The sequence below is a fragment of the Rhizobium aethiopicum genome (genome assembly GCF_014197535.1).
Classification (GTDB): Bacteria; Pseudomonadota; Alphaproteobacteria; order Rhizobiales; family Rhizobiaceae; genus Rhizobium; species Rhizobium aethiopicum_A.
The window spans coordinates 53617-77410 of record NZ_JACIFV010000026.1 but is presented as its reverse complement, the minus strand read 5'-3'; the positions used below and the strand labels follow the sequence as shown (position 1 = coordinate 77410).

General features: G+C 63.4%; 23 protein-coding genes. 10 read left to right on the top strand and 13 right to left on the bottom strand.

Annotated elements, in window-relative coordinates; all coding sequences use genetic code 11:
- Positions 1 to 11: 11 nt before the first annotated feature.
- Entirely contained in the window at positions 12 to 1424 is a 1413-nt protein-coding gene (locus GGD53_RS26170; RefSeq protein ID WP_184459667.1) for an MFS transporter, read from the bottom strand.
- A gap of 139 nt (positions 1425 to 1563) precedes the next feature.
- On the opposite strand from GGD53_RS26170, the gene GGD53_RS26165 reads away from it, so the two are divergent.
- Together GGD53_RS26165 and GGD53_RS26160 are read left to right on the top strand one after the other, a co-directional pair.
- Positions 1564 to 2490: a LysR family transcriptional regulator gene (locus GGD53_RS26165; RefSeq protein ID WP_184459646.1), complete on the top strand. Its 927-nt coding sequence runs from the start codon at positions 1564 to 1566 to the stop codon at positions 2488 to 2490.
- A 68-nt stretch (positions 2491 to 2558) separates the two neighbouring features.
- Positions 2559 to 2783, top strand: a complete 225-nt coding sequence (locus GGD53_RS26160) for an alkylphosphonate utilization protein (protein ID WP_184459645.1) — start codon at positions 2559 to 2561, stop codon at positions 2781 to 2783.
- A gap of 38 nt (positions 2784 to 2821) precedes the next feature.
- Here the strand turns inward: GGD53_RS26160 and GGD53_RS26155 are convergent, their stop codons facing one another.
- The 3 genes from GGD53_RS26155 to GGD53_RS26145 all read right to left on the bottom strand — a co-directional run bounded on the left by GGD53_RS26155 (position 2822) and on the right by GGD53_RS26145 (position 5271).
- Positions 2822 to 3628 (bottom strand): transglutaminase-like domain-containing protein, encoded by an 807-nt coding sequence (locus GGD53_RS26155; protein ID WP_184459644.1) that lies wholly within the window; start codon positions 3626 to 3628, stop codon positions 2822 to 2824.
- A 99-nt stretch (positions 3629 to 3727) separates the two neighbouring features.
- Positions 3728 to 4621, bottom strand: coding sequence for a transglutaminase family protein (locus tag GGD53_RS26150; RefSeq protein ID WP_184459643.1), 894 nt, complete (start codon positions 4619 to 4621; stop codon positions 3728 to 3730).
- Positions 4622 to 5112: 491 nt separating this feature from the next.
- The gene (locus GGD53_RS26145; RefSeq protein ID WP_184459642.1) at positions 5113 to 5271 is read right to left on the bottom strand and encodes an entericidin; all 159 of its coding nucleotides are present in this window, start codon (positions 5269 to 5271) and stop codon (positions 5113 to 5115) included.
- Between the two features lie 553 nt (positions 5272 to 5824).
- Between GGD53_RS26145 and GGD53_RS26140 the strand changes: the two genes are divergently transcribed.
- Positions 5825 to 6079, top strand: a complete 255-nt coding sequence (locus tag GGD53_RS26140) for a GlsB/YeaQ/YmgE family stress response membrane protein (protein ID WP_064802691.1) — start codon at positions 5825 to 5827, stop codon at positions 6077 to 6079.
- 79 nt (positions 6080 to 6158) lie between these two features.
- On the opposite strand, the gene GGD53_RS26135 is transcribed toward GGD53_RS26140, so the two are convergent.
- Positions 6159 to 6440: a hypothetical protein gene (locus GGD53_RS26135; protein ID WP_184459666.1), complete on the bottom strand. Its 282-nt coding sequence runs from the start codon at positions 6438 to 6440 to the stop codon at positions 6159 to 6161.
- Between the two features lie 221 nt (positions 6441 to 6661).
- Here GGD53_RS26135 and GGD53_RS26130 point away from each other — a divergent pair, with 221 nt between their 5' ends.
- From GGD53_RS26130 to GGD53_RS26105, 6 genes are all read left to right on the top strand, one after another.
- Positions 6662 to 8554 (top strand): peptidylprolyl isomerase, encoded by a 1893-nt coding sequence (locus tag GGD53_RS26130; protein WP_184459665.1) that lies wholly within the window; start codon positions 6662 to 6664, stop codon positions 8552 to 8554.
- An 8-nt stretch (positions 8555 to 8562) separates the two neighbouring features.
- Positions 8563 to 9579 carry an anthranilate phosphoribosyltransferase gene (gene trpD / locus GGD53_RS26125; protein ID WP_184459641.1) on the top strand — a complete coding sequence of 339 codons (1017 nt, stop codon included), beginning with the start codon at positions 8563 to 8565 and terminating at the stop codon, positions 9577 to 9579.
- A 9-nt stretch (positions 9580 to 9588) separates the two neighbouring features.
- The gene (gene trpC / locus GGD53_RS26120; RefSeq protein WP_184459640.1) at positions 9589 to 10401 is read left to right on the top strand and encodes an indole-3-glycerol phosphate synthase TrpC; all 813 of its coding nucleotides are present in this window, start codon (positions 9589 to 9591) and stop codon (positions 10399 to 10401) included.
- A gap of 1 nt (position 10402) precedes the next feature.
- Complete coding sequence (gene moaC / locus GGD53_RS26115; RefSeq protein ID WP_184459639.1) at positions 10403 to 10900, top strand: cyclic pyranopterin monophosphate synthase MoaC; 498 nt, start codon at positions 10403 to 10405, stop codon at positions 10898 to 10900.
- On the top strand, positions 10897 to 12120 hold the full coding sequence (locus GGD53_RS26110) for a molybdopterin molybdotransferase MoeA (protein WP_184459638.1): 1224 nt from the start codon (positions 10897 to 10899) through the stop codon (positions 12118 to 12120). The genes moaC and GGD53_RS26110 overlap by 4 nt, the downstream gene beginning before the upstream one ends.
- A gap of 70 nt (positions 12121 to 12190) precedes the next feature.
- Positions 12191 to 12868: a hypothetical protein gene (locus tag GGD53_RS26105; protein WP_184459664.1), complete on the top strand. Its 678-nt coding sequence runs from the start codon at positions 12191 to 12193 to the stop codon at positions 12866 to 12868.
- Positions 12869 to 12955: 87 nt separating this feature from the next.
- Here the strand turns inward: GGD53_RS26105 and GGD53_RS26100 are convergent, their stop codons facing one another.
- The 5 genes from GGD53_RS26100 to GGD53_RS26080 form a co-directional block, all read right to left on the bottom strand.
- A complete protein-coding gene (locus GGD53_RS26100; protein ID WP_184459637.1) occupies positions 12956 to 13615 on the bottom strand; it encodes a class I SAM-dependent methyltransferase in 660 nt (219 codons plus the stop codon).
- A 44-nt stretch (positions 13616 to 13659) separates the two neighbouring features.
- A complete protein-coding gene (locus tag GGD53_RS26095) occupies positions 13660 to 15615 on the bottom strand; it encodes a DEAD/DEAH box helicase (protein ID WP_184459636.1) in 1956 nt (651 codons plus the stop codon).
- Positions 15616 to 15713: 98 nt separating this feature from the next.
- Positions 15714 to 17570 (bottom strand): CHASE2 domain-containing protein, encoded by a 1857-nt coding sequence (locus GGD53_RS26090; protein WP_184459635.1) that lies wholly within the window; start codon positions 17568 to 17570, stop codon positions 15714 to 15716.
- Between the two features lie 5 nt (positions 17571 to 17575).
- Entirely contained in the window at positions 17576 to 18094 is a 519-nt protein-coding gene (locus tag GGD53_RS26085) for a FecR domain-containing protein (protein ID WP_184459634.1), read from the bottom strand.
- Between the two features lie 125 nt (positions 18095 to 18219).
- Entirely contained in the window at positions 18220 to 19365 is a 1146-nt protein-coding gene (locus GGD53_RS26080) for a citrate synthase (protein ID WP_184459633.1), read from the bottom strand.
- An 83-nt stretch (positions 19366 to 19448) separates the two neighbouring features.
- Between GGD53_RS26080 and GGD53_RS26075 the strand changes: the two genes are divergently transcribed.
- The gene (locus GGD53_RS26075; RefSeq protein WP_184459632.1) at positions 19449 to 20537 is read left to right on the top strand and encodes a citrate synthase/methylcitrate synthase; all 1089 of its coding nucleotides are present in this window, start codon (positions 19449 to 19451) and stop codon (positions 20535 to 20537) included.
- Positions 20538 to 20595: 58 nt separating this feature from the next.
- Here GGD53_RS26075 and GGD53_RS26070 read toward each other — a convergent pair whose 3' ends face one another.
- The 3 genes from GGD53_RS26070 to tpiA form a co-directional block, all read right to left on the bottom strand.
- Positions 20596 to 22224: a CTP synthase gene (locus GGD53_RS26070; RefSeq protein ID WP_184459631.1), complete on the bottom strand. Its 1629-nt coding sequence runs from the start codon at positions 22222 to 22224 to the stop codon at positions 20596 to 20598.
- Positions 22225 to 22368: 144 nt separating this feature from the next.
- Positions 22369 to 22884, bottom strand: coding sequence for a preprotein translocase subunit SecG (secG, locus tag GGD53_RS26065; RefSeq protein ID WP_184459630.1), 516 nt, complete (start codon positions 22882 to 22884; stop codon positions 22369 to 22371).
- Between the two features lie 118 nt (positions 22885 to 23002).
- The gene (gene tpiA, locus GGD53_RS26060) at positions 23003 to 23773 is read right to left on the bottom strand and encodes a triose-phosphate isomerase (RefSeq protein WP_184459629.1); all 771 of its coding nucleotides are present in this window, start codon (positions 23771 to 23773) and stop codon (positions 23003 to 23005) included.
- Positions 23774 to 23794 lie beyond the last annotated feature (21 nt).

Below are 23794 nucleotides of genomic sequence, written 5' to 3'. Positions count from 1 at the left end.
GGCGCTCTGCTTCAACGACCGCGGCGGTAAGTCGCGGCGGCGATGGCGAGTGCCGCGGCGATCGCCACGGCTGCGACGGCAAAGGTGATCTGCATCCCTGAGTGAATGGCCTCGGGGCCTGCCACGGCGACATCCGATGTTCCCGACGCTCGCGCGAATACCGCACCCATGACGGAGGCGCCGGTAATCAGGCCGAGATTGCGTGACAGGTTGAGCGCGCCCGAGATGACGCCGCGCTGGTCAGGGCCGACATCCGCCATGACGGCGGTGTTGTTGGCCGCCTGGAAAAGCTGATAGCCCGGCGTCAGTATGGCGATGGCGGCGATGTAGCCGGCCATTCCGGGAAGCACGGCAAGTGCGATGGCGCCGGCCGCCATCGCGACGAGGCCTGCGGCGATCACGAATGGCCTGTCCAGACGATCGACCAGGCGGCCGGCCGGGACTCCAGCAAGGATGGAGATGACAGGGCCGATCGACATGACGGCGCCAACGGCGGCCTCGCTGAGCCCGAGCGCACGGGAGAGATAAAACGGGCCGACCACCAGCGTTGCCATCATCACCGTCGAGATGAGCGCGTTCATGACCAGGCTTGCGCTCAGCACCGCATTGCGGAACACCGCCAGCCGGATCAGCGGTGAAGCGGCTTTCCTCTCGGCAAAGACGAAGAGACCGGCCCCGAAAAAAGCCGCCGCCAGCAGGGAGAGATTCAGCAATCCAAGGCTGCCCCGACCGGTCGTCATCGCCAGCGCATAGGCCAAGAGCGCCAGGGCAAGCAGCAAGGTGCCTGCCATGTCGAAACCGGCGCGTTTCGTTTTCCCCATGTTGACGTCGGCAGGCAGAAAACAATAGGCGAGCGTGAAGGCAACGATGCCGAGCGGCACGTTGACAAGAAAGATCGCCGGCCAGCCGAACCCGGCAATCAGAACCCCGCCGAGCGACGGGCCGAGAGCGGTGCCGATCGCCGACATGGTTGCGAGCAGCCCCATGGCGCTGCCGGTCCTCGCCTTCGGCACCGTTTCGCCGACAAAAGCCATGGTGAGGGCCATCATGATGGCCGCACCGAGACCCTGCAGCGCCCGCGCGGCGATCATCAGCCAGAGCGCGGGCGCAAGCCCGCAGAGGACAGAGGCCAGCGTAAACAGCAGGATGCCGATGAGCAGAAGCCGCCTGCGGCCGCTCATGTCGCCAAGCCGCCCGACGCTGACGATCAGGGTGGTGATGGCAAGAAGATAGGCCAGCACGATCCACTGCACCTCCTGGAAGGAGCCGCCGAATGCCTGCGCCAGGGCCGGCAGACCGATATTGGCGATGCTGGTGCCGAGCGATGGCAGCAGCATGGAGAGGCAAAGGCTGGCGAGCGCCCAGCGGACGGAATAGGGGCGTTCGGCGACTGCCTCGCTCTGTTCTGCAATGATCGGGTTCAACAGGATCTCCATGTTCACGCTCCTGGAAAGGGAGCCAGCGAACCCTAATCCTGCAACTGGCATGGCGGAACGCGCAGCATTTGCACTTCATTCATGCGTCTAGCGCCACATCACTGCGAAACTGTGTTATACCGCATGCATGTCGACTCCTGACCTCAACCTGCTTGTCACCCTTAATGTCTTGCTCGCCGAAGGCAGCGTCGCCCTTGCGGCCGAGAGGCTACGGCTCAGCCCATCGGCCATGAGCCGGGCGCTCGCGCGATTGCGCGAGGCCACGGGCGATCCGCTGCTGGTGCGCGCCGGCCGCGGCCTGGTTCCGACACCCCGGGCGCTCGAGCTGCGCGAGCGGGTCGGCCGCATCGTCGAGGATGCTCGGGCGGTTCTGCGTCCTGGCGAAGCGCTTGATCTCGGCAAGCTCGTCCGGACGTTCACGCTGCGCGCCAGCGAAGGTTTTGCCGAAAGCTTCGGCCCCGATCTCATTGCCCGCCTCGGCAAGCAAGCCCCTGGCGTGCGGCTGCGTTTCATGCAGAAACCGGACAAGGACAGCGCACCGTTGCGTGACGGAAGCGTCGATCTGGAAACCGGTGTCGTTGGCGAGACGATGGGACCGGAGGTGCGGGCGCAGGCCCTGTTCCGCGACCGCTTCATCGGTGTCGTACGCACCGGCCATCCGCTTTGCCGCGATGAGATCACGCCCTCCCGTTACGCGGCCGGCGGCCATATTGCCGTCTCGCGGCGCGGGTTCGACAAAGGAGCGATCGATGACGCTCTGAATGCGCTCGGGCTGGAACGGCAGGTCGCCACCGTCGTCGGCGGCTTTTCCACGGCGCTGGCGCTCGCCCGCGCCTCGGACATGGTCGCCAGCGTTCCTGAACGGCACACGGCAGGCTTGCGGGCGGGAATGCACAGTTTCCCCCTTCCCGTTCCGACGTCGGAGCTCACGGTTTCATTGCTTTGGCACCCGAGGATGGATGCCGATCCCGCGCATCGCTGGCTGCGCAGCTGTGTTCGTGAGGTCTGTTCAGCCGCGGATCGGGGGCAGCAGAACGAGAATCCGACGGGATAGGACGGGGCTGGTAATTGACTCTCCCCTGTCGTCGTGTTTTCCCCCTCGCATCATCAAGCGAGGATATCATGGCCGAGGACATTATCGTAAAGGACAGCAACGGAACCCAGCTTCACGACGGCGATTCCGTGACGTTGATCAAAGACCTCAAGGTCAAGGGCACCTCTGAGACGCTGAAGCGTGGAACTTTGGTCAAAGGCATTCGTCTGACCGACAATCCCGGCGAGATCGAGTGCAACACCAAGCAAGTCAAAGGCCTCGTCTTGAAAACGGAATTCCTGAAGAAGGCGTAGGATCTACCTGCGGCGGCCCGTGGGTCCGTGGCTGCAACTTACGGCACTTCCTCGGTGATCACTTCGAAGCGGGAAAGCGTCGCCGGGCCGAAAGCCGTCGACATCGCCACGTCGGTCGCATCACGGCCTGTCGCCATCAGAATTCTGCCGATACGCGGGGTGTTGTGGCGGGCATCGACCGTATGCCAGTGCCCGCCGAGAAAGACCTCGAACCAGGCACTGAAATCCATTGGATTCGGATCGGCGGGAACGCCGATATCGCCGAGGTAACCGGTGCAGTATCTGGCAGGAATATTCATGCATCGACAGAGCGCGATGGCGAGATGGGCGAAGTCGCGGCAGACGCCGCTCTTATCGGTGAAGCCGCCATGCGCGGTTCTGAGAACGTCGGCCTTCTGATAATCGAAGGTGATGTGGTCATGCACGAAATCGCAGATCGCCTGCACGCGTGCCCATCCGAGCGGCGTTGATGAGAAGGTCGCCCAGGCGAAATCCGAAAGCCTGTCTGTGTCACAGTAGCGGCTGCCGAGCAGGAAGACGAGCACCTCGTCGGGCAGATCCTTGATTGCGTGCTGCACGGCCTGGACGGGGACGATGTCGGCCTGCCCCGTGTCATAGATCTCGAACTCGGTGGAAATCGTCGTCAGCCCCGGCGGAGCGACGATCCGGCTGCAGGCATTGCCGAAGCCATCGGTATATTCCCACGCTTCGATCGGCCGGTCGAATGTCAGGACCTGCTCGCTCAGAAGATCGGCGCGACGGGAGGGATGAATGTTGAGGACCAGCAGCATCGGCGTCGGCTGTATGCATTTATAGCCCAGATGAAACCCGGCGCGTATCTTCATTGTGGCTTCCTCGTCCCTCCCGGCATGGGCGGAGGTGAGAATGGAACGTCGATCGCGCCGCCCGGTTCCCGCGATGCAATTCCCCGGGGCAATGCACCATTACCCCTCGGTGATCCACGACTGCCGCGTGGTCACGTTGACCTGCACCGTCATGCCCTCGAAATCCGTCCCCTCCCCGTCATAGCTGCCGCTCAGAGGAATTGCCTGGCGCGGGTCTCGGGCAACGGCCACTCGAATGAGATCGCGGTTGCCGACGATGCCGTTGGTCGGATCGAACTCGGCCCAGCCGGCCCCGGGAAGATAGACCTGGCACCAGGCATGCGTGGAGCCGCCGCCGAGGAGGGTCGAGCCGTCCCGGTCGGGGACGTAGACATAACCGGTAACGAACCGCGCCGCCAAGCCGAGCGAGCGTGCCGCCTCCATCATCAGAAGCGCGAAATCCCGGCAGGTGCCGGAGCGAAGCTGCAAGGTCTGCAGCGGCGTTTGCGTTCCATGTTCCTGGCGGCGTGCATAGACAAAGCTTTCGCGAATGGCATAACAGAGCGTCATCAGCAGGTGCCCGGTCTCTGTCGGGTGCCCCAGGCGCACGAACTGCCGCGCCCAGCGACCGACCTCATCGCCCGAATCGGGATAATGGCGCTGCATCGCCGGCGCGAGATCGGCGATTTCGTCCTTGTCGTAGGAGAAAGGATAGGTCAGCGCCGCCTCGTCGATCCGAATGTCCGGGGCGAGTTGAGGCGTATGATCGAGTGTGATCCAAGTTTCGAAACGAAGCTCCACCGACGGCCGGGAAAAATCGACGAGCGCCACGCAATTGCCGAAAACATCGTGGATCCAGCGCACATGGCTTTGCTCCGGATAGGTGGTCAGCGACGCCTCGATCAGCCGCTGGTCGAAACTGTCGCGCGGCCGAAACATCAGGCGATGCTCGCCGAAATCGACCTCCCGGCGGTAACGATAGGACGTGATGTGGCGAACGGAGAAAATCGTCATGGACTGGCGCCGGCTGATTTGTTCACGTTGCTGCTCCTACAGCGCCGCGCGTCTCATCAGACGCCGCAAGCGGCCTGCCCTTTCCCCGCTCATCCCGATTTCTTGTCATATAAGCAGGTTCGAAAGATTGCTATTGTACCTTCACCGATCGACGGCAGAGCCGTCCAACCTGAGAGGATAACATGCATATCATCTGGGACGTTCTGACGCTTCTGCTGACCATCGGTTCGCTCTATGGCGGTCGCGAATATCGGATTATTCGCGCCCGTGCCCGCGCTCAGAATTGGGGCAACTTCTGACCCGATTCTGACGCCGCTGCCGGAACCTTTCGGTCGCGGTTACGTCGAATGACGTACGGCGGCGCCTTTAAGGAAATGCTGTATCAGTCGGGACGGTTTTCGTCCGTTCATTCTCTCTGTTATGCTAAGCCCGCCTCACCCCAGGCGGGCTTTTTTCATGCAAGATTTGCTGCGTGTCGCCGGCAGCCGCCATTACTTCTTGGCGCCGGCCGAAAGCACCCGATGGGTCGCATTATCCATTGCGTGGCTCGCCTCCTGTCCATCCTTCTTCAGCCCGTATGCAGTATTGCCGCAGCCGGGGAGCGTAAGCAGGCAGAGGCAGCAGGCGATAGCGATTGCAGCTTTTGGCATTTAGGTCTTTCCCTGATTGAACGAACCCCCGGAAAAATGACGCAGTCCGAGCCAAAATCAATCCGCCGGCGGCCGGACATATATCAGCACCTGCGCCGAATTGGTGCATCCCGCGGCTCCCTGTTCCGTCGAGAAACCGATTAGGCCGGCCAAAACTCTCCGAGATGTAGAATGGCTTGACGGGAAGCGGCGGCATATACCATTACTCCGTGTATTTCAGCATGATATCCGCGAACAATTTCGACATCACACTCTGAATGTAGCATTTTACTTAAATATCGCACTTAACCAATTGTTAGTAATAACCTTGCGAAACCCACACTTCGGCTTATGCTTTACTTCAGAAGGGAGAGGAAGAATGTTTAGCAAAAGCCTGATCATGCCTTTCGGCTTCGCAATTCTTGCGCTAAGCGGCCTAATGTTCCAACTCATCGCTTACCTGCTGGAAACGCCGGTCACCGTGCTGCATCCATAGGCGCTAAAGTTCCTCCAGGAGTGGAACTTTCCTTGGTTTCGTGCATTCTTGCGAGTCGTTTCACCAGGAGGGATCATTATGGAAAACGCAGGCGTGGGTTGGATTGCGGCCATCATTATCGGCGGCATTGCCGGATGGCTGGCAGAAAAGGTCATGAGCAGCAATATGGGCGTGCTCATGAACATTTTGCTCGGCATCGTCGGCGCGATCGTCGCCAACTGGATTCTGGGTCTGTTGCACATCCAGCCGTTGGCGGGGTGGCTTGGTTACCTGATCACCGGCTTCATCGGTGCCTGCATTCTGATTTTCATCGGCCGCGCCATCCGCCGCTGATTGTCCAGACATCACTGGCAGACATGACTAAAAGCCGGGCGCGCCTTGCGTCCGGCTTTTTCCGTCCCGAATTCCATGTTCAACGGCGGCTCAGCAGGCCGAAAAGATAGGCTACGCCTGCCGTTATCGCGAGCGCCATGATCGGTTCTTCGCGAACTTTGTCGCGCAGCCGTTCCGTCATCAGCGAAGCTTCGTCCGTAACCACCGACTTTGCCCCCTGCCCCAGCGCACGCACACTGTCCGTCAATCTGGAGAGATCTTCACGGAGTGCCGTAACCTGTGCCGACAGATCGTCTGCTGCGATATCCGCCTTGACGCGCGCAGCGGTGGATTCGGCGGAAGCGGTTTTCATTTCTGCCATGGTCTGCTCCTGTTTCATGGGATGCCGCTTCAACGAAATGGCGGCCTGAAAGGTTCCGCCGCGAGCCGATCTTTTGTTCACCTTCAACGCCTTGCGTAGCCCTCGCGGCCATGCGCAGCTTTTCGCGTGACAAACCCTTCATTTCCTGTCGGCTTTGTTTTAAGGAACGTCGAATGTCTGCCCGTGCGCGGGTCAATAAATACTGCGAGGTTTGCGTTTCCATGTTCCATCTTCTGAGAAGAGCTGCTCAGACCTGGGTTGCCAAGCTGCTCCTGCTTCTCCTGGTGGCCTCCTTCGGCATCTGGGGCATATCGCGTGAGCTGATATCAGGCGGCAGCAGCACCACGGTCGTGACCGTCGGCGATCAGAAGGTGGGGGTCAACGAATTTCACCTTGCCTATCAGCGTCAGGTGGCAAGCATCGGCCAGCAGTTCGGCATGCGCCTCACGCCCGAGCAGGCCCGCGCCTTCGGAGTCGAGCAGCAGGTGCTGTCACAGCTCGTTGCCGGCGCCTCACTCGATCAGCTCGCCGAAGATATGAACCTCGGCCTGTCCGAGGATCGTCTCGCCCAGCTCATTGGCGACGATCCGGCTTTCAAGGCTGTCAATGGCCAGTTCGATCGCGAGCTGTTCGTTTCGCGCCTGCGCAATGCCGGCATCCGCCAGGACGATTACATCAAAGAGCGCAGCAAGGTCGCCGTCCGCAGCCAGATCGTCGATGCCGTTTCCAACGGCTTTACCGCGCCGAAGACGCTGATCGACGCACTGAAGCTCTATGGCGATGAAAGCCGCAGCATCGACTACCTCTTGCTGACCAACGCCAATATCGAGCCGATCAAGGCCCCCGCCGACGACGTGCTGGCGAGCTGGTTCGAAGGCGTCAAGCAGCGCTACCGCGCACCGGAATACCGCAAGCTCATCTATCTCAAGCTGCAGCCGGCCGATATCGCCGATGCCGCGACCGTCACCGACGACCAGATCCGCGAAGCTTTCGAGAAGGGCAAGGATAGTTATCGCACGCCGGAAAGCCGGACGATCGAGCAGCTGACCTTCACCAGCAAGGATCTCGCCACCGCTGCCGAAACGGCGCTGAAGGGCGGCACAAGCTTCGACCAGCTGGTCACCGACCAGGGCAAGACGGCAAGCGACGTGCTGCTCGGCGAGTTCACCAAGGACAAGGTTCCCGACCAGGCCGTCGCTGATGCCGCTTTTGCGGTGTCGAAGGATGGCGGCACGACGCCTGTCGTCGACGGCTCGTTCGGCCCGGTCATCCTGCGCATCACCAACATCAAGCCGGAAACGGTCAAGAATTTCGACGAGGTGAAGGAAGACATCCGCAAGCAGCTGGCGCTTTCCAACGCTTCTCAGGAAGTCATCAACGTTCATGACCGTATCGAGGATATGCGCGCCGGCGGCTCCACGCTCGAGGATATCGCCGGTCAGCTGAAGCTCAAGGCGGTGACCGTCGACGCCGTCGATGCGACCGGCGTCGACAAGGACGGCAAGGAGGTCAAGGATCTTCCCGCCAAGCAGCAGCTGCTCGGCGAAGCCTTCAAGACCGAGGTCGGCGTCGATGCCTCGCCGCTTCCGATCGGCAATGACGGCTATGTCTGGTTCAACGTGCGCGAAATCACGCCGGACCGGGACCGCCCGATCGCGGAGGTGCGCGAGAAAGCCGTCGAGGACTGGACAGCAGAGCAGCAGAAGGCCGAACTCGCCAAGAAGGCCGAGGAATTGAAGGCCCAGGCGCAAAAGGGCACTGCCCTTGCCGACATTGCAGCGCCGCTCGGCATTGCCGTCGAAAGCAAGAGCGGCATCACCCGCTCCACCGATGATCCGGTTCTCGGACGCGCCGCCGTCAAGGCCGCCTTCTCCGGCCCGGTCGATACGGTTGCGAGCGCGGTCGGCGCCGATCCCTCGACGCAGATCCTGATGAAGGTCACCGAGGTCAACAGCCAGCCGACCGGCGACGTGCTGAACAACCGCGACGCCCAGCTCACCGCCATGGCCAATGCCGCCGGCGATGATATCCTCGACCAGATGGTCAACCTGCTGCAGACGCAGTATGGGGCTTCGATCAACCAGACACTCGCCGAACAGGCGACGACCCGCTAGGAGGTTTTATGACCGATCTGAAGCCGTTCCTGGCCAAGGCCGCGAGCCGCGAGCCGCTGACGCGTGACGAGGCCCGCGATGCCTTCGACATCCTGATGTCGGGCCAGGCGACGCCTTCGCAGATCGGTGGCTTCCTGATGGCGCTGCGCGTGCGCGGCGAAACCGTCGACGAGATCGTCGGCGCCGTCACCACCATGCGGTCGAAAATGCTGACCGTCGAGGCACCGGCCGATGCGATCGACATTGTCGGCACCGGCGGCGACGCCAGCGGCACCTATAATATTTCGACGCTGGCGGCGCTGATCGTCGCCGGCGCCGGTGTGCCCGTCGCCAAACACGGCAACCGGGCGCTGAGCTCGAAATCGGGCGCGGCGGATAATCTCGCGGCACTCGGCGTCAATATCGATGTCGGTCCCGAGATCATCACGCGCTGCATCGCGGATGCCGGGGTCGGCTTCATGTTCGCCCAGCTGCATCATTCCGCCATGCGCCACGTCGGCCCCTCGCGGGTCGAACTTGGCACGCGCACCATCTTCAATCTTCTCGGGCCGCTGTCCAACCCGGCCGGCGTCCGCCGCCAGCTGCTTGGCGTCTTCTCGCCGCAATGGCTGGTGCCGCTTGCCGAAGTCATGCGCGATCTCGGCTCCGAATGCGTCTGGGTGGTCCATGGCGATGGCCTTGACGAAATCACCACGACGGGCATCACCAAGGTCGCAGCGCTCGAAGACGGCAAGATCCGCAGCTTCGAATTGTCGCCCGCCGATTTCGGCGTCAGCCCCTGCTTGCTCGCCGATATCAGGGGCGGTGACGGCATCGCCAATGCCGCAGCGCTTCGCGAAGTGCTCGGCGGCGCCAGGAATGCCTATCGCGACGTCTCGCTTGCGAATGCCGCCGCTTCGCTCGTCATCGCGGGCAAGGCCGAGACGATCCGCGACGGCATGGCGCTGGCCGCGCATTCGCTTGATAGCGGCGCCACCGCCCTCGCCCTCGATAAACTCATCGCCGTTTCCAACGATATCGACTAGGATTGGCCGATGACCGATATCCTGAAGAAGATCGAACTCTATAAGCGCGAGGAAATCGCCGCCGCCAAGGCGACGGTATCGCTTGCCGATCTGAAGGCGATGCAGGCTGGCCAGTCCGCCCCGCGCGGTTTTTACAAGGCGCTCGTCGCCAAGCAGGAGGCCGGCAATTTCGGCCTGATCGCCGAGATCAAGAAGGCAAGCCCGTCCAAGGGGCTGATCCGTCCGGATTTCGATCCGCCGGCATTGGCGAAAGCCTATGAAGCCGGCGGTGCGGCCTGCCTTTCCGTGCTGACCGATACGCCGAGCTTTCAGGGCGCGCCGGAATTTTTGACGGCGGCTCGTGCTGCCTGCGCGCTGCCCGCCCTGCGCAAGGATTTCATGTTCGAGACCTATCAGGTCCACGAGGCGCGCGCCTGGGGTGCCGACTGCATTCTGCTGATCATGGCGTCGCTGACCGATGACGATGCGGAGCGTCTGCAGGACGAAGCTTTCTCGCTGGGGATGGACGTGCTGGTCGAGGTTCACGACGCGCCGGAAATGGAGCGGGCGCTGAAGCTCTCCTCGCCGCTTATCGGCATCAACAATCGCAATTTGCGGACCTTCGAGGTCAGCCTGACGGTCAGCGAGACGCTTGCCCCCATGGTTCCTGATGATCGGCTCCTCGTCGGCGAAAGCGGCATCTTCACCCATGCCGATTGCCAGCGCCTGCGGGCCGTCGACATCAATACCTTCCTTGTCGGCGAGAGCCTGATGCGCAAGGACGACGTGGCGGCCGCCACCCGGGCGCTGCTCTTCGGCGAAGCCGCCATCGCGGCCGAATGATATGAGCGGCGGCAAGCCCGGCCTCACCCATATCGATGCCTCCGGCGAGGCGCATATGGTCGATGTCTCCGACAAGGCCGAGACCGTGCGCATCGCCACCGCCGAAGGCCATGTAAAGATGGCGCCGGAAACCCTCGCGCTCATCCGCCAGGGCAATGCCAAGAAGGGCGATGTCATCGGCACGGCGCGCCTTGCCGGCATCATGGCGGCAAAGCGCACCGCCGATCTCATCCCGCTCTGCCATCCGCTGATGCTGACCAAGGTCACGGTCGAAATCGAGGAAGATGCCGCCCTGCCCGGCCTGCGCGTCACCGCCACCGCCAAGCTCACCGGCAAGACCGGTGTCGAGATGGAGGCGCTGACCGCCGTCTCGGTCGCTTGCCTGACGATCTACGACATGGCCAAGGCCGCCGATAAGGCGATGGAGATCGGCGGCGTCAGACTGCTCGAAAAATCCGGCGGCAAATCAGGCGATTTCCGTCGTCCGGAGGCAAGATGAACCTTCTGCCGGTCGCCGACGCCTTGGACCGCCTGCTCTCCTGCGCAAAGCCGGTCGCCGCGTCCGAGACGCTGCCGCTTTCCGAGGCTGAGGGCCGCGTGCTGGCGGTTGATCTCACGGCGCGTCTGACCCAGCCGCCCTTCAATGCTTCGGCGATGGATGGCTATGCGCTGCGCCGCGAAGACGCGCCGGAGCCGGGTGCTGAACTGAAGGTCATCGGCACGTCGTCCGCCGGTCACGGCTTCGACGGAAGCGTGGGCCAGGGAGAGGCCGTGCGTATCTTCACCGGCGCGCCTGTTCCGCCAGGCGCCGACAGCGTCCTGCTGCAGGAGGATGCGGAAAAGATCGAAGGCGGCATCAGAACCAGGTTCCCGGTGCGGCAGAGCCAGCATGTGCGCCCCCGCGGCCAGGATTTCGCCGAAGGCGAAGCGGTGCTGCCTGCCGGCACCGTGCTCGATTTCTCCCGGCTGACGGTCGCGGCCGGCATGAACCGGCCCGATGTCGAGGTTCTCAAGCGCCCGCTGATTGCCATCCTCGCGACCGGCGACGAGTTGCTGCCGCCCGGAAGCAAGCCCGGCCCTTCGCAGATCATCGCCTCCAATACGTTCGGTATTGCGGCCCTTGCCCGCAAAGCCGGCGCCGATGTACTCGATCTCGGCATCGTGCCGGACGATAAGACGAGAATTACCACGGCGGTCGACAGGGCCCGGGATGCGAAGGCCGATGTCATCGTCACGCTCGGCGGCGCGTCGGTCGGCGATCATGATCTAGTGCAGGCCACACTGATGGAAGCCGGGATGCAGCTCGATTTCTGGCGCATCGCCATGCGCCCCGGCAAACCGCTGATGGTCGGCAGCTTTGGCGAAACCCATGTGCTCGGCCTGCCCGGCAATCCGGTTTCAAGCCTCGTCTGTTCGCTGCTGTTCCTCGAGCCACTGATTCGCAAGCTCGCCTCCCTGCCCCCAATGCGACGCGAGACAGTAGTCGAGGCGGCCGTCACATTGCGCGCCAATGATCACCGGCAGGATTATATCAGAGCAAAACTTTCGAAGTCCGCTGCAGGCGGTTGGCTTGCCGAGCCCTTTGGCAAGCAGGATTCCTCGATGATGAAAGAGTTTGCGAAAGCCGACTGTCTCATTATCCGCCCGCCGCATGCACCGGAACTGCCGGCCGGAGCGCCCTGCCCGGTCATGCTGCTGCGGCCGGATCTCCTGACCTGAGGTTAGCCAATCCTTTCCCCTCCTGCCAAGCTGATGAGGGCAGCAGGAGCCACATTTATAGGTGATGCTTATGTTACCCAGGTGCACGATATTGGCTGCCATCCTTCTCTCAGCCTGTTCGTCCGCCGTTGCGGCGGCACAAGGAAGCCCCGCGCTGGAGCCGCCTCCCGATCCCGGTGCCCCTTGGGCGATTGAGTGGAGCGTGCCCGATCGCAAAGACGAGATGACGCCAAAAACTCTTGTCCTTTGCTCGGACCATATGGACGAGCATCTCAGGCGGTATCGTTCGCTGATTGAAAAGCTCGGCGTGCTGAAGGGCTATACGATCCTGGATGGAAGCAAGCCTGTGGCATACAAGCCAGTGGCTGGCGCCATCGGCTACATCTTCTCTGCACATAAAGGTAACGAGGACCGGACCGTAAGCGATTGCATCGCGAACTACCCGGAACTCCAGCCGATTGTCGCTGACTTCACCGAAAAGGCGATGTCGGCTCAACAAAATGATTTTCAGAGTTTGGTAAAAGCTGGAGCGCTCCCAAAAGAAATACTGCCGCTCCAATGTTATTCGAAGTTCTACTATCCGACAGAAGACTATTTTCCCACCAGAAATACAAAGAATTGGTTCGCATTGATCGATGTGGACGACTCGGCCGACAACAGATGTTTTGATGTGACCCTTCCAGCAACTTTCGGCATTTCTCCTGACTCCTGTGAATCAGCCGGAATCTGCGTTGATGACAGGAAATAAAGGCAGCTCGTCTACACTGGCCAAGCAGTCGTTCGATGCGGATAGAGGGTACGGCGGCAGACAGGTTAGCTGTTAAGTCGCTTCCGGCTATTGCCGGAGCGAAAAGACGCCCGCCTGCACCGCTTTGGCCCCGGTATTTGCGCCGAAATCGGCAACGGCGTGGGTAGCGACGCGGCTGAGATCGCCCTGCGGCAGATAGGTCCGCTCCGGATCACCGATCAGCACCTCGATGCCGCTTGCCTGGCAACGCCGCAAAAAGGCCGTTACCCGCACGGCTAGAAGGGGATCGTAGAACAGGTCACCGACCACGAGAACATCCGTCTCCGGCGGGGACGCCTCGATGATATTGGCGGCGATCACCGCAATAGTGACCCCGTTGATCGCCGCGTTGAGACCGATCGCGGCAATCGCATTGGCATCGATATCGACCGCTGTCACTATTGCTGCTCCGGCTTTTGCCGCCGCGATGGCGACCAACCCGGAGCCAGCGCCGAGATCGAGGACGCGTCGACCGGCAACGATTTCCGGCCGGTCGAGCAGATGGCGGGCAAGCACGGCGCCGCCGGCCCATGGATAGGCCCAGTAAGGCGGCGCGTCGGCTTGTCGACGGCCGGCAAGCCGCCAGAGCCCGCTCGCAGGCCCGGCGGTGTGGAGCAGGATCTCGGGGATCGAGGGGACCCGTGAGATCGGCAGATTGGCCCTGATGAAGGCGGCCGGATCGGGACGCGGCATGCCGGAGCGTTTCATCGTCGTCTGATCCTGCCGGTCAAGAGGTCACGCGGCGATCGAAATCAGCCGGGCTTCTTCTTCGAGAATTTGCCTTTTGGCCCAGCGCCGCCTTTGCCCTCATGCTTGCCGCCTTCAAATTTCGGCTTGTCAAATCTGGGTTTGTCGGATTTCGCGCCATCGTAGCCAGGCTTGCCTGCCTTATTGCTCCAGGGCTTGGCGTCCCGCCGTTCGCCGCCGCCATTGTCGGCTGCGGCATAGCCGCCGCTCGAACCCTTGCCGAACTTCTTTTTCGGCCGTTCGTCGCGGAACGCCTCGCCCGGCCGTTCGTCACGGGATGCCTTGCCGGCATAGGGTTTCGGCGACGGCGCGCGGCTGAAATCCGGCGTGCCGGCAAGCCTCGTCACGCGGATTCCGCGTTCGAGCGCCTTGTTCGGTCCGATTGCGTTCAGGAAGCTCTCGGCGCTCGCTGCCGCGATCTCCACATAGGTTTCCTCGGGCTGCATCTTGATCGCGCCGATCTCGCGCTTCGTCACGTTGCCGTTGCGGCAGAGCATCGGGATCAGCCAGCGCGGTTCGGCATTCTGCTTGCGCCCGACCGAGACGGAGAACCACACGCTCGGGCCGAAATCTTCGCGCGGTCCCTTTTGCGCCGGCTCGAAGGGGGCGGCATTGTCGCGGCGCTTACGGCTGCGATCGTCCTGAACGGTAACCTCAATGAGATCTTCCGGCGCCGAATGGTTGGTGCGGTAGAGACGCAGGAAAGCGGCCGCGAGCTTGTCGGCGCCGTGGCTCGCGAGAAGGTGCTGCACCAGCTTCTGTTCTTCCTCCTGTGGCTCGTCGCGGAAGATCGGGTCGGCGAGCAGCCGCTCGTCGTCGCGCTCGTTCACCTCCTCGGCCGACGGCGGCCGCGCCCAGGCTGCCGAAATGCCGGCATTCTCCAGCAAACGCTCGGCCTTGCGCCGCGCACTCTGCGGCACGATCATGGCACTGATGCCCTTGCGTCCGGCCCGGCCGGTACGGCCACTGCGATGCAGCAGCGTTTCCGGATTGGTCGGCAGGTCGGCATGGATGACGAGATCGAGGCCCGGCAGATCGATGCCGCGGGCGGCGACGTCGGTTGCAATGCAGACGCGGGCGCGGCCATCGCGCATCGCCTGCAGCGCATGGCTGCGCTCGTTCTGCGTCAGCTCGCCGGACAGCGCCACGACGGAGAAATTGCGGTTATTGAAGCGCGCGGTCAGATGATTGACGGCGGCGCGCGTCGAACAGAAGACGATGGCGTTGGTTGCCTCGTAATAACGCAGCACGTTGATTATGGCGTTCTCGCGGTCGCTCGGGGCAACGACAAGGGCGCGATATTCGATATCGACATGCTGCTTCTCCTCGGCCGCGGTGCTGATGCGCACGGCATCGCGCTGATAGCTCTTGGCGAGCTTGGCGATTGCCGCCGGCACCGTTGCCGAAAACATCAGCGTCCGGCGCTCGTCCGGTGCCGAGTCGAGGATGAATTCCAGGTCCTCACGGAAGCCGAGGTCGAGCATTTCGTCGGCCTCATCCAGCACGGCGGCTTTCAGTTCCGACATGTCGAGCGCGTGGCGGCGAATATGGTCGCAGAGGCGGCCGGGCGTGCCGACGACGATATGGGCGCCGCGCTCGAGCGACCGGCGCTCGCTGCGGATGTCCATGCCGCCGACACAGCTGGCAATCACCGCACCGGTCATCTCATAGAGCCAATCGAGTTCGCGCTTCACCTGCAGGGCAAGTTCGCGCGTCGGGGCGATGACGAGAGCGAGCGGCGCGCCGGCAGCGGCGAAACGCTCGCTGCCGTCGAGCAGCGTCGGCGCCAGCGCCAGCCCGAAGGCGACGGTCTTGCCGGACCCGGTCTGAGCCGAAACCAGTGCATCGGACGCGGCGAGATCAGGATCGAGCATCGCCTTCTGCACCGGGGTGAGTTCGGCGTAACCGCGCTTCTGCAACGCCTTGGCGATCGCCGGAACGACGCCGTTGAATTCTGTCATGAGTTCGATCTTTCGGAGCTTTCAGGCGCGAAATGCGCCATGGCCGGAGCCAGCCGGCGGGGTATTTGCGCCGTTCCTAGCGGCTCCCGCAGCGATTGTCAAAGCGTGCGGCTGCGCCACAGCCAGGCGTCGATATGGCTGGCGCGGCCGCGCAGCGCTGTTTCCAGCGGACCCTCTATGCTGCCGGCCGCGAGGAGCACGCTGTCCGGCCCCGCGGCGCCGACGATTTCGGCGCTGAGCGCCAGCTCGACGCCGTGGCGGGCAGCGATCTCCATCAACCGGCTGCCGACATTCACCGTATCGCCGGCTGCCGTGATCTGTTGCCGGTCACCGGTGCCAAGCCGCGAGGCGACGATCGGCCCGCAATGGGCGCCGACCTTGAAGCTGATCTTCTTTTCGGCAAACCCGGCATGAACGTCCAGCCATTGCCGCGTCCGCTCGCACAGGCTGACCGCGCAGGCGACGGCGCGGGCGGCATCGTCGTCGGCCGGCTCCGGCAGCCCGAACAGGATCATCGCCCCGTCGCCCATGAAGCTGGTGATAGCGCCGCGGTGGGCGCGCGCCTCCTCATCGACGATTTCGAAGAAGCCGCTCAGCATTTCGCTCACCTTGACCGGGCCGAGGGTTTCGCTGAGGCCGGTGAAGCCCGAGAGATCGATGAAGACGACGGCGGCGTTCTGGCGCACCGGGGCGGCAAGGAAATTCGGATGGCGCGCCAGCCATTCTCCAAGGCCGGGCGCCTCGATACGCTGCAGAAGCGCGCTCTGTTCGGCGAAATGGCGGGCGCGGCCGCGGTCGAGCCAGAGCTCGGCTGCGCCGAAGATCAGCACCGGCGGCAATGCTGCGGCGATCGGCAGGGCGGCACTCAGCCAATAGCCATGCGCAAAGGCTGCCAGATTGAGCATTGCCCAGACGACCAGCGCCAGCACGATGATGGCATAGCCGGCAGCACTGCGCCGCCAGGCGGTCAGCGAAACCAGCACGATCGCCAGCCCGACGGCCATGGCGGCATCGATCAGCCTGATCCTGTGGTCGCGCACCATGCCGTCGCCGGTGACGAGATGGGTAATCGCGGTCGACATCACCTCGACGCCCGGCATGACGGGATCGAACGGCGTCGGGAAGACGTCGCCGCCGCCGGTGACGGTCGAACCGATGACCACGATGCGGCCAGTGACCGCGTCCGCCGCCAGCTTGCCGTCAAGCGCATCGGCGGCGCTTGACGTGGCGATGCTGCCGCGCCGGCCATAGAAGGTCACCGGCAGGCGCTGGCCAATATCCGTGGGAATGCGCAATGCTCCGAGCATGATCGCATCGCGTTCGATAGTCGGGTCGACACCGAGCGCCACCGAGGCGGCTCGCAGCGGAAAAGCCGGATCCAGCCGGTCTGCGGCGCGCGAGATCAGTGGAATGAAACGCGGCGTGCCGGTCTGGTCGGTAGCGACATTGACGACCCCGACAGCAGCCGCGCCGGCAAAGCGGGGAAGCGGCAAGAGAAGCTGATCTGCCTCAGGGATGGCGGCAAGCGGATCGTCCGCCAAGTCGGTAACCCGCTGCCGGCTCTGCGCAAAGGTGGCCGCCGCCGCAATCACGCTCGGTCCCTCTCCAAGGGCAGCGGTCACCGCCGCATCGCCCTCCTCCGGTCCCGGATCGACGAGCAGGATGTCGAGAGCCAGAGCCTTCGGCTTCAAAGCGTTGATCGCATTGATGAGGCGCGCCAGTGTCGCCCGGTCAAGGGGATAGCCGTGGGCCGCCGCCGTACGGTCGTCGATCGCGACGATCGAGACGACGGGAGGCGGCGCCTTCGCTCCGACGACGATGCTGCGAATGTCGGCGAGCGAGGCCTCCATCCGGTCGAGAAGGCCGATCCCGCCATTGAGATTGAGATAGCCGAGCGCCGCGCCCCAGAGACCGGCGAGCAGCAGCGCGATCACGGTCAGCAGGCGATGGCTCATGGCATTTATTGGCCGAGGCGGGCGAGAAGGGCGGCGACACGCGGTGCGGGCCAGCGGCGCACAACCAGCGGTTCGGCTCCGTTGATAACATCGACGCCCTCGCCCGGCGACAGCACCACCGGCTCGCCGGCAGGCCGGCGGACGGCCACGCTGCCTCTGACGACGAGGACCGAGGTCTTGCCGCCCGCGACGTCGACAGCCCATCGTGTGCCGCGCACGGCAGCGATCGCCTGCGGTGTCACCACCTGGAAACCACCCGCATGCTGACTGCCGTCGACATCGACGAGGATGGCCTTACGCCGCAGCGAGGCCGAATCGGGACTGCCATCACGATTGCGGTCGGAGAGTTGGAAAGACGCGCCGGCCTCCGCCGTCACCTTGACGCCACCAGGGCAACTGAGCGTCTGGCGGGCGCCGGCATCGCGCGAGATTGCGCAGCCCGCAGATTGCGCGAGCACCGCGTCATGCGGAATGAGGCCGGCAGCGAGTCCGGCGGCAAACAGCTTGAGAAACGTCATATTCATGGAAAGCCCCCGTGACCGTGCGGAACTGCTTCTGCGAAAGCGCCCGCCAACCGTCTTCTTCCATGCGAGGCATGATAGCCGAATTCGGATATTTCCATAGGCGAAAAAAAGCGTACCGCGCATCCTCAAGTGCTGCTCTTCATATCGGGCGCCGGTCCGGTATAACGTGCCCGTGGCCGGATCAATTCGCCGCTTTCGATCTGCTCCATCGCATGCGCAAGCCAGCCGGTGCAGCGTGCAAGCGAAAAAATGATGATCGGCGCCTCTCTCGGCAGATCGAAGGCCGCTGCCATCGCGGCAAGCGCGAAATCGATATTGACCTTTTCCCCGACGATCTCCTCGCCCCTCTCCCTGACCTCGGCGAACTCAGGCGGCAGTGGAAATTGCGAAAGCAGCGCCAGCGCCCTGATATCGCCGTCCGGATAAAGCGGATGACCGAAGGCGGATAAGCGATTGCCCTGTGCAAGGGTTCGGCGGATCGCCTGCGCCGGACCGAGGGTGCAAGCCGCCTCGATCAACGCATCGACGCTCTGCCAGGCGGCGCCATGCAGCGGTCCCGTCAGCGTCGCCAGGCCGGAAAGCACGGCGGCCGACAGTGCCGCACCCGACGAGGCGGTGACTCGTGCCGCAAAGGCCGAGGCGTTGAGTTCATGATCGGCAAGCAGCACCAGCGCGCGACGCAGGCAATCGCCGGCCTCCGGCCGATGCCAGCTAGCCGCCAGCCTGCGATGCAGCGGCTGGTCCGAAGCGCCGGGCGCCAGCGCATCCGCGATCGTTGCAAGAATCCCATGCGCCTCTCGCCGGAGTACCGCCGGCGAGCGGCCAAGCGACGGCAGGTCCGATGTCACGCGCCCGGCAAGCGCCAGGAACGCGGCCTGAAGCGATGGAGGGCCATGCGCGGCCGCGGTAGCGGATGCAGGCATCTCCGCTCCATTCCAAAGCAATGCCGCCGTCTGCTCAAGCGTCGCAGTCTCGGCAAGATTGGCCACGTCCTTACCGCGATAGAAAAGGCGTCCGCCCGTGACGGTGGAGATTGTCGAGGAGAGAACGGGGTCGCCCCATCGGATTGTCTCGGCCGCGACCGTTTCGGCCTTGCGGCGGCCGGCGTGGCGATCTGCAAGCCGCCGCACGTCTGCAGCGTGATAGAGGCTGCGGCGCGGATCGGCGGGATCGGGCTTGGCGCGGATGCGCCCTCGGCTGACATTGGCGTAGAGCGTCTGCGGTTTGGTCTTCAGCGCCTGCAGCGCCTCGTGGGTGGTCAACCACGGCATCACGGCCTCACATTGATCAATTGCGTCAAGATTGACGTCAATAAGACTAGGTCGGATCATTCGAACCGTAAAGGAGAACCCACATGAAAAACGGCTTGGAAGATGTTATTGCCGCCGAAACGCAGCTGTCGGATGTCGATGGCGAAGCGGGTCGACTGATCATCCGCGGCGTATCGCTGGATCATCTGGTCGCAGACGGCACCTATGAGCGCGTCGCTGCACTGCTGCTCGACGGGTTGATGGAGCGAAGCTTCGATGAGGCGCTCTTGCGCGACTGGCTGGCACAGGCACGAACGAAGGTTTTCGCCCATATCAAAGCCGCCGACGCCCCCTTGATCGCCCTGCCACCGGTCGATGCGATGCGGGCGCTGATCGCAAGGCTGCCGGACCGTGAGGATTTCGACATCGCGCTCAGCCTTCTGGCAGCACCGGCAGTCTTCCTGCCGGCGATTCTCAGGCTGCAGCGCGGTCAAACGCCGATCGCGCCCGACGCCTCGCTGCCGCAGGCAGCCGATATCCTGCGCATGCTGACCGGACGATTGCCGACCAGGGAGCAGACGGCGGCACTCGACACCTATCTCGTGACGATATCAGACCACGGCCTCAACGCCTCGACCTTCGCATCACGCGTCATCGCCTCGACGCGGGCCGGCCTCACCTCTTCGGTTCTGGCGGCGTTGAGCGCGCTGAAGGGGCCGCTGCATGGCGGCGCACCCGGTCCCGTCCTCGACATGCTGGATGCGGTGGGAATGCCTGATAATGCCGGCACATGGCTTGCCGATGCACTCGATCGCGGCGAAAGACTGATGGGCTTCGGCCACCGCATCTACCGCGTCCGCGACCCGCGCGCCGATGCGTTGAAAGGCGCGCTGAAGCCGGTGATCGCGTCAGGCCAGGTCGACGGGGCCCGCGTCGAACTCGCCGAGGCGGTGGAAGCCGCCGCATTGGCGATCCTTAAGGCGCGCAAGCCGAACCGGCCGCTCGACGTCAATGTCGAATTTTATACCGCGCTGCTGCTCGAAGCCCTCGGCTTTCCCAGGCAGGCCTTCACCGGCGTTTTTGCAATCGGTCGTACTGTGGGATGGCTGGCCCATGCCCGCGAACAAGCGCTCGACGGCCGGCTGATCCGCCCGCGTTCCGTCTATATCGGGCCGTTGCCGGCCGCTGCCTGAAAGTAGGATGACGAATTATCCAGATCGCGCATTACAGCGCGATCTGGCGCCGCATGCGTCAGACGAGACGGCTCTGTTCGGTCGCCGCTTCGATGAAGCTTGCAAACAGCGGATGCGGGTCGAGCGGCCGGCTCTTCAGTTCCGGGTGATACTGCACGCCGATGAACCAGGGATGGTCAGGATATTCGATCGTCTCCGGCAGCACGCCATCGGGCGACATGCCGGAGAAGACGAGGCCGCAACTCTCGAGCCGATCCTTGTAGTCGATATTGACTTCGTAGCGGTGGCGATGACGCTCGGAAATATCCGTCGAGCCGTAGATCTCCGAGATCTTCGTGCCCTTCTTCAGCGCCGCCTTGTACGCGCCGAGGCGCATGGTGCCGCCGAGATCGCCGGCCGCCGTGCGCTTCTGCAGCTCGTTGCCCTTGATCCATTCCGTCATCAAGCCGACCACCGGCTCCTTCGCAGGGCCGAATTCGGTCGATGAAGCGTCAGGCACATCGGCGAGATTGCGCGCCGCCTCGATGACGGCCATCTGCATGCCAAAACAGATGCCGAAATAAGGCACCTTGCGCTCGCGGGCGAAGCGCGCTGCATGGATCTTGCCCTCGGAGCCGCGCTCGCCGAAGCCGCCGGGCACCAGGATGCCGTGCACCTTTTCGAGATAGGGCGCCGGATCTTCCTTTTCGAAGACTTCGGACTCGATCCATTCGAGCTTGACCTTGACGCGATTGGCGATGCCGCCGTGATGCAGCGCCTCGATCAGCGACTTATAGGCATCCTTGAGACCGGTATATTTGCCGACGATCGCGATCGTCACCTCGCCTTCCGGCGTACGGATGCGGTTGCAGACCTCTTCCCACTGGTCAAGACGAGGCTTTGGCGCCGGTTCGATGCCGAAGGCGGCGAGCACTTCGTCGTCGAGCCCTTCCTTGTGGTAGGCCATCGGCACGTCGTAGATGTTGGCCACATCAAGCGCCTGAATGACCGCCGACGGACGCACGTTGCAGAACAGCGAGAGCTTGCGGCGCTCCGCCTCCGGGATTTCGCGGTCGGCGCGCACCAGCAGGATATCGGGATGAATGCCGAGCGCCTGCAGCTCCTTGACCGAGTGCTGCGTCGGCTTGGTCTTCAGCTCGCCGGCCGCCGGAATGTAAGGCATCAGCGTCAGATGGACGTAGACGGCGGTGCCCCGCGGCAGGTCGTTGCCGAGCTGGCGGATCGCCTCCATGAAGGGCATTGCTTCGATATCGCCGACCGTGCCGCCGATCTCGCAGATGACGAAATCGTAGTCCTGATTGCCCTCGGTGACGAAATCCTTGATCTCGTTGGTGACGTGCGGGATGACCTGCACCGTCGCGCCGAGATAGTCGCCGCGGCGTTCCTTGTCGATGATGTTCTTGTAGATGCGGCCGGTGGTGATGTTGTCGGTCTTGGTCGCCGAACGCCCAGTGAAGCGTTCGTAGTGGCCGAGATCGAGATCGGTTTCCGCTCCATCGTCGGTGACGAAGACCTCGCCGTGCTGGGTCGGGCTCATCGTGCCCGGGTCCACGTTCAGATAGGGATCGAGCTTGCGAAGCCGGACCCGATATCCACGGGCCTGCAGCAACGCTCCGAGAGCCGCGGCCGCAATTCCTTTTCCGAGGGAGGAAACCACGCCGCCAGTGATGAATACGTATCGCGCCATGGGCTTCACCGGATACCTTTTCAAAAACGATTCCGCCAGCCCCAAAAACTCTTTTCCGGAATTTTCGGAGGGTGGCGCGGGAATCTGAACAAAAGAAAACCGGCAGACCCGAGGGCCTGCCGGCGGTTTATGTCGAAGATCGGTTTACTGTCCCGTCGGGACGCCTGAAGGCTGAGCCGGCGCCGGCGTGGCCGGAGTTGCGGGCGCTGCCGGGGCGGTCGTCGCAGGAGCGGTTGCTGCCGGCGCTGTCGTTGAAGGCGCGGTGGCCGCCGGAGCCTGTGCCGGAGCCTGCTGTGCTGGCGCAGCCGCACCGCTGCTCGGAACGCCATTGCCGGCCGGCTGGTTCGCCGGGGCCTGTGCACCGCCGCCGAGCGAATCGAGAATGCCGTTGCCCTGGCCGCTCGTCGCGGGGATGCGGTTGAGGATGTCGCTCGGACGGCCCTCGTAACGCGTCAGTATGCCGAGGCCAAGTGAGGTGAGGAAGAACAAGGTCGCAAGGATCGCGGTCGTGCGGGTCAGTGCATTGGCCGTGCCGCGGGCCGACATGAAGCCCGAACCGCCGCCGATGCCGAGGCCGCCGCCTTCCGAGCGCTGAATGAGCACGACGCCGACGAGGGCGAGCACGATCATGAGATGGATGACAATCAATACTGTCTGCATGGGTCCAGTCCTGCCCGTCTGGAGACGGACATAAATAAGAATTCTGGCGGCTCTTTACATGAGGCTCTCGCCTATTCCAAGCCCTTCTGCCGGAATAAACCGAGCTATGAACAACGCGTCAGGCGAGCAGCGCCTCATAGGCCCGGTAGATGGCGAGGAAGTCGGCGGCTTTCAAGCTCGCCCCGCCGATCAGCGCACCGTCAACATTGGCGATGCCAAGCAGCTCGCCGGCATTGGCGGGCTTGACCGAGCCGCCGTAGAGAAGGCGCATCTTGCGGCCTTCGTCGCCGAAGCGGGAGACGAGTTCCGCCCGCATGAAGGCATGCGCCTTCTCGACATCGCCCGATGTCGGCGTGACCCCGGTGCCGATCGCCCAGATCGGCTCGTAGGCGATGACCGTGTTCTCGGCGGTTGCGGCATCGGGAACCGAGGCGGAAAGCTGGCGCTTGATGACGTCTAGCTCCTGCCCGGCGCGGCGTTCGTCGGCCGTCTCGCCGATGCAGATGATCGCAGTGAGATCGGCGGCAAAAGCCGCCTCCGCCTTGGCGCGGACGAGATGATCCGTCTCGGCATGGTCGGTGCGACGCTCGGAATGGCCGACAATCACGTAGGTACCGAAACTATCGGCGATCATTTCGGCGGAAATGTCGCCGGTATGCGCACCGGATGGCTTCTGGTGGCAGTCCTGCGCGCCGATCGCCAGCGGGCTGTCGGTGCACAGCGCGGTCGCCACGTAGAGCAGCGTCGTCGGCGGGCAGATCAGCGCCTCGACCTTGTCGGCGAGCGGCGGGCGAACACCTTCGGCGATCGCCTTGATCTGATCGAGGGAGGCACGCGTGCCGTTCATTTTCCAATTTCCCGCCACCAGCGGGCGCACGTCAGGTGTCATGCCGGCCTTCCACAAAACTTC

Coding starts and splice junctions, on each gene's coding strand:
- trpC (WP_184459640.1), top strand. CDS start 9,589: ATGACCGATATCCTGAAGAAGATCGAACTCTATAAGCGCGAGGAAATC.
- GGD53_RS26160 (WP_184459645.1), top strand. CDS start 2,559: ATGGCCGAGGACATTATCGTAAAGGACAGCAACGGAACCCAGCTTCAC.
- GGD53_RS26135 (WP_184459666.1), bottom strand. CDS start 6,440: ATGGCAGAAATGAAAACCGCTTCCGCCGAATCCACCGCTGCGCGCGTC.
- GGD53_RS26130 (WP_184459665.1), top strand. CDS start 6,662: ATGTTCCATCTTCTGAGAAGAGCTGCTCAGACCTGGGTTGCCAAGCTG.
- tpiA (WP_184459629.1), bottom strand. CDS start 23,773: ATGACACCTGACGTGCGCCCGCTGGTGGCGGGAAATTGGAAAATGAAC.
- secG (WP_184459630.1), bottom strand. CDS start 22,884: ATGCAGACAGTATTGATTGTCATCCATCTCATGATCGTGCTCGCCCTC.
- GGD53_RS26070 (WP_184459631.1), bottom strand. CDS start 22,224: ATGGCGCGATACGTATTCATCACTGGCGGCGTGGTTTCCTCCCTCGGA.
- GGD53_RS26140 (WP_064802691.1), top strand. CDS start 5,825: ATGGAAAACGCAGGCGTGGGTTGGATTGCGGCCATCATTATCGGCGGC.
- GGD53_RS26090 (WP_184459635.1), bottom strand. CDS start 17,570: ATGAGCCATCGCCTGCTGACCGTGATCGCGCTGCTGCTCGCCGGTCTC.
- GGD53_RS26110 (WP_184459638.1), top strand. CDS start 10,897: ATGAACCTTCTGCCGGTCGCCGACGCCTTGGACCGCCTGCTCTCCTGC.
- GGD53_RS26165 (WP_184459646.1), top strand. CDS start 1,564: ATGTCGACTCCTGACCTCAACCTGCTTGTCACCCTTAATGTCTTGCTC.
- GGD53_RS26080 (WP_184459633.1), bottom strand. CDS start 19,365: ATGCCGTGGTTGACCACCCACGAGGCGCTGCAGGCGCTGAAGACCAAA.
- GGD53_RS26075 (WP_184459632.1), top strand. CDS start 19,449: ATGAAAAACGGCTTGGAAGATGTTATTGCCGCCGAAACGCAGCTGTCG.
- GGD53_RS26150 (WP_184459643.1), bottom strand. CDS start 4,621: ATGACGATTTTCTCCGTTCGCCACATCACGTCCTATCGTTACCGCCGG.
- GGD53_RS26095 (WP_184459636.1), bottom strand. CDS start 15,615: ATGACAGAATTCAACGGCGTCGTTCCGGCGATCGCCAAGGCGTTGCAG.
- GGD53_RS26155 (WP_184459644.1), bottom strand. CDS start 3,628: ATGAAGATACGCGCCGGGTTTCATCTGGGCTATAAATGCATACAGCCG.
- trpD (WP_184459641.1), top strand. CDS start 8,563: ATGACCGATCTGAAGCCGTTCCTGGCCAAGGCCGCGAGCCGCGAGCCG.
- GGD53_RS26100 (WP_184459637.1), bottom strand. CDS start 13,615: ATGAAACGCTCCGGCATGCCGCGTCCCGATCCGGCCGCCTTCATCAGG.
- GGD53_RS26085 (WP_184459634.1), bottom strand. CDS start 18,094: ATGAATATGACGTTTCTCAAGCTGTTTGCCGCCGGACTCGCTGCCGGC.
- GGD53_RS26105 (WP_184459664.1), top strand. CDS start 12,191: ATGTTACCCAGGTGCACGATATTGGCTGCCATCCTTCTCTCAGCCTGT.
- moaC (WP_184459639.1), top strand. CDS start 10,403: ATGAGCGGCGGCAAGCCCGGCCTCACCCATATCGATGCCTCCGGCGAG.
- GGD53_RS26145 (WP_184459642.1), bottom strand. CDS start 5,271: ATGCCAAAAGCTGCAATCGCTATCGCCTGCTGCCTCTGCCTGCTTACG.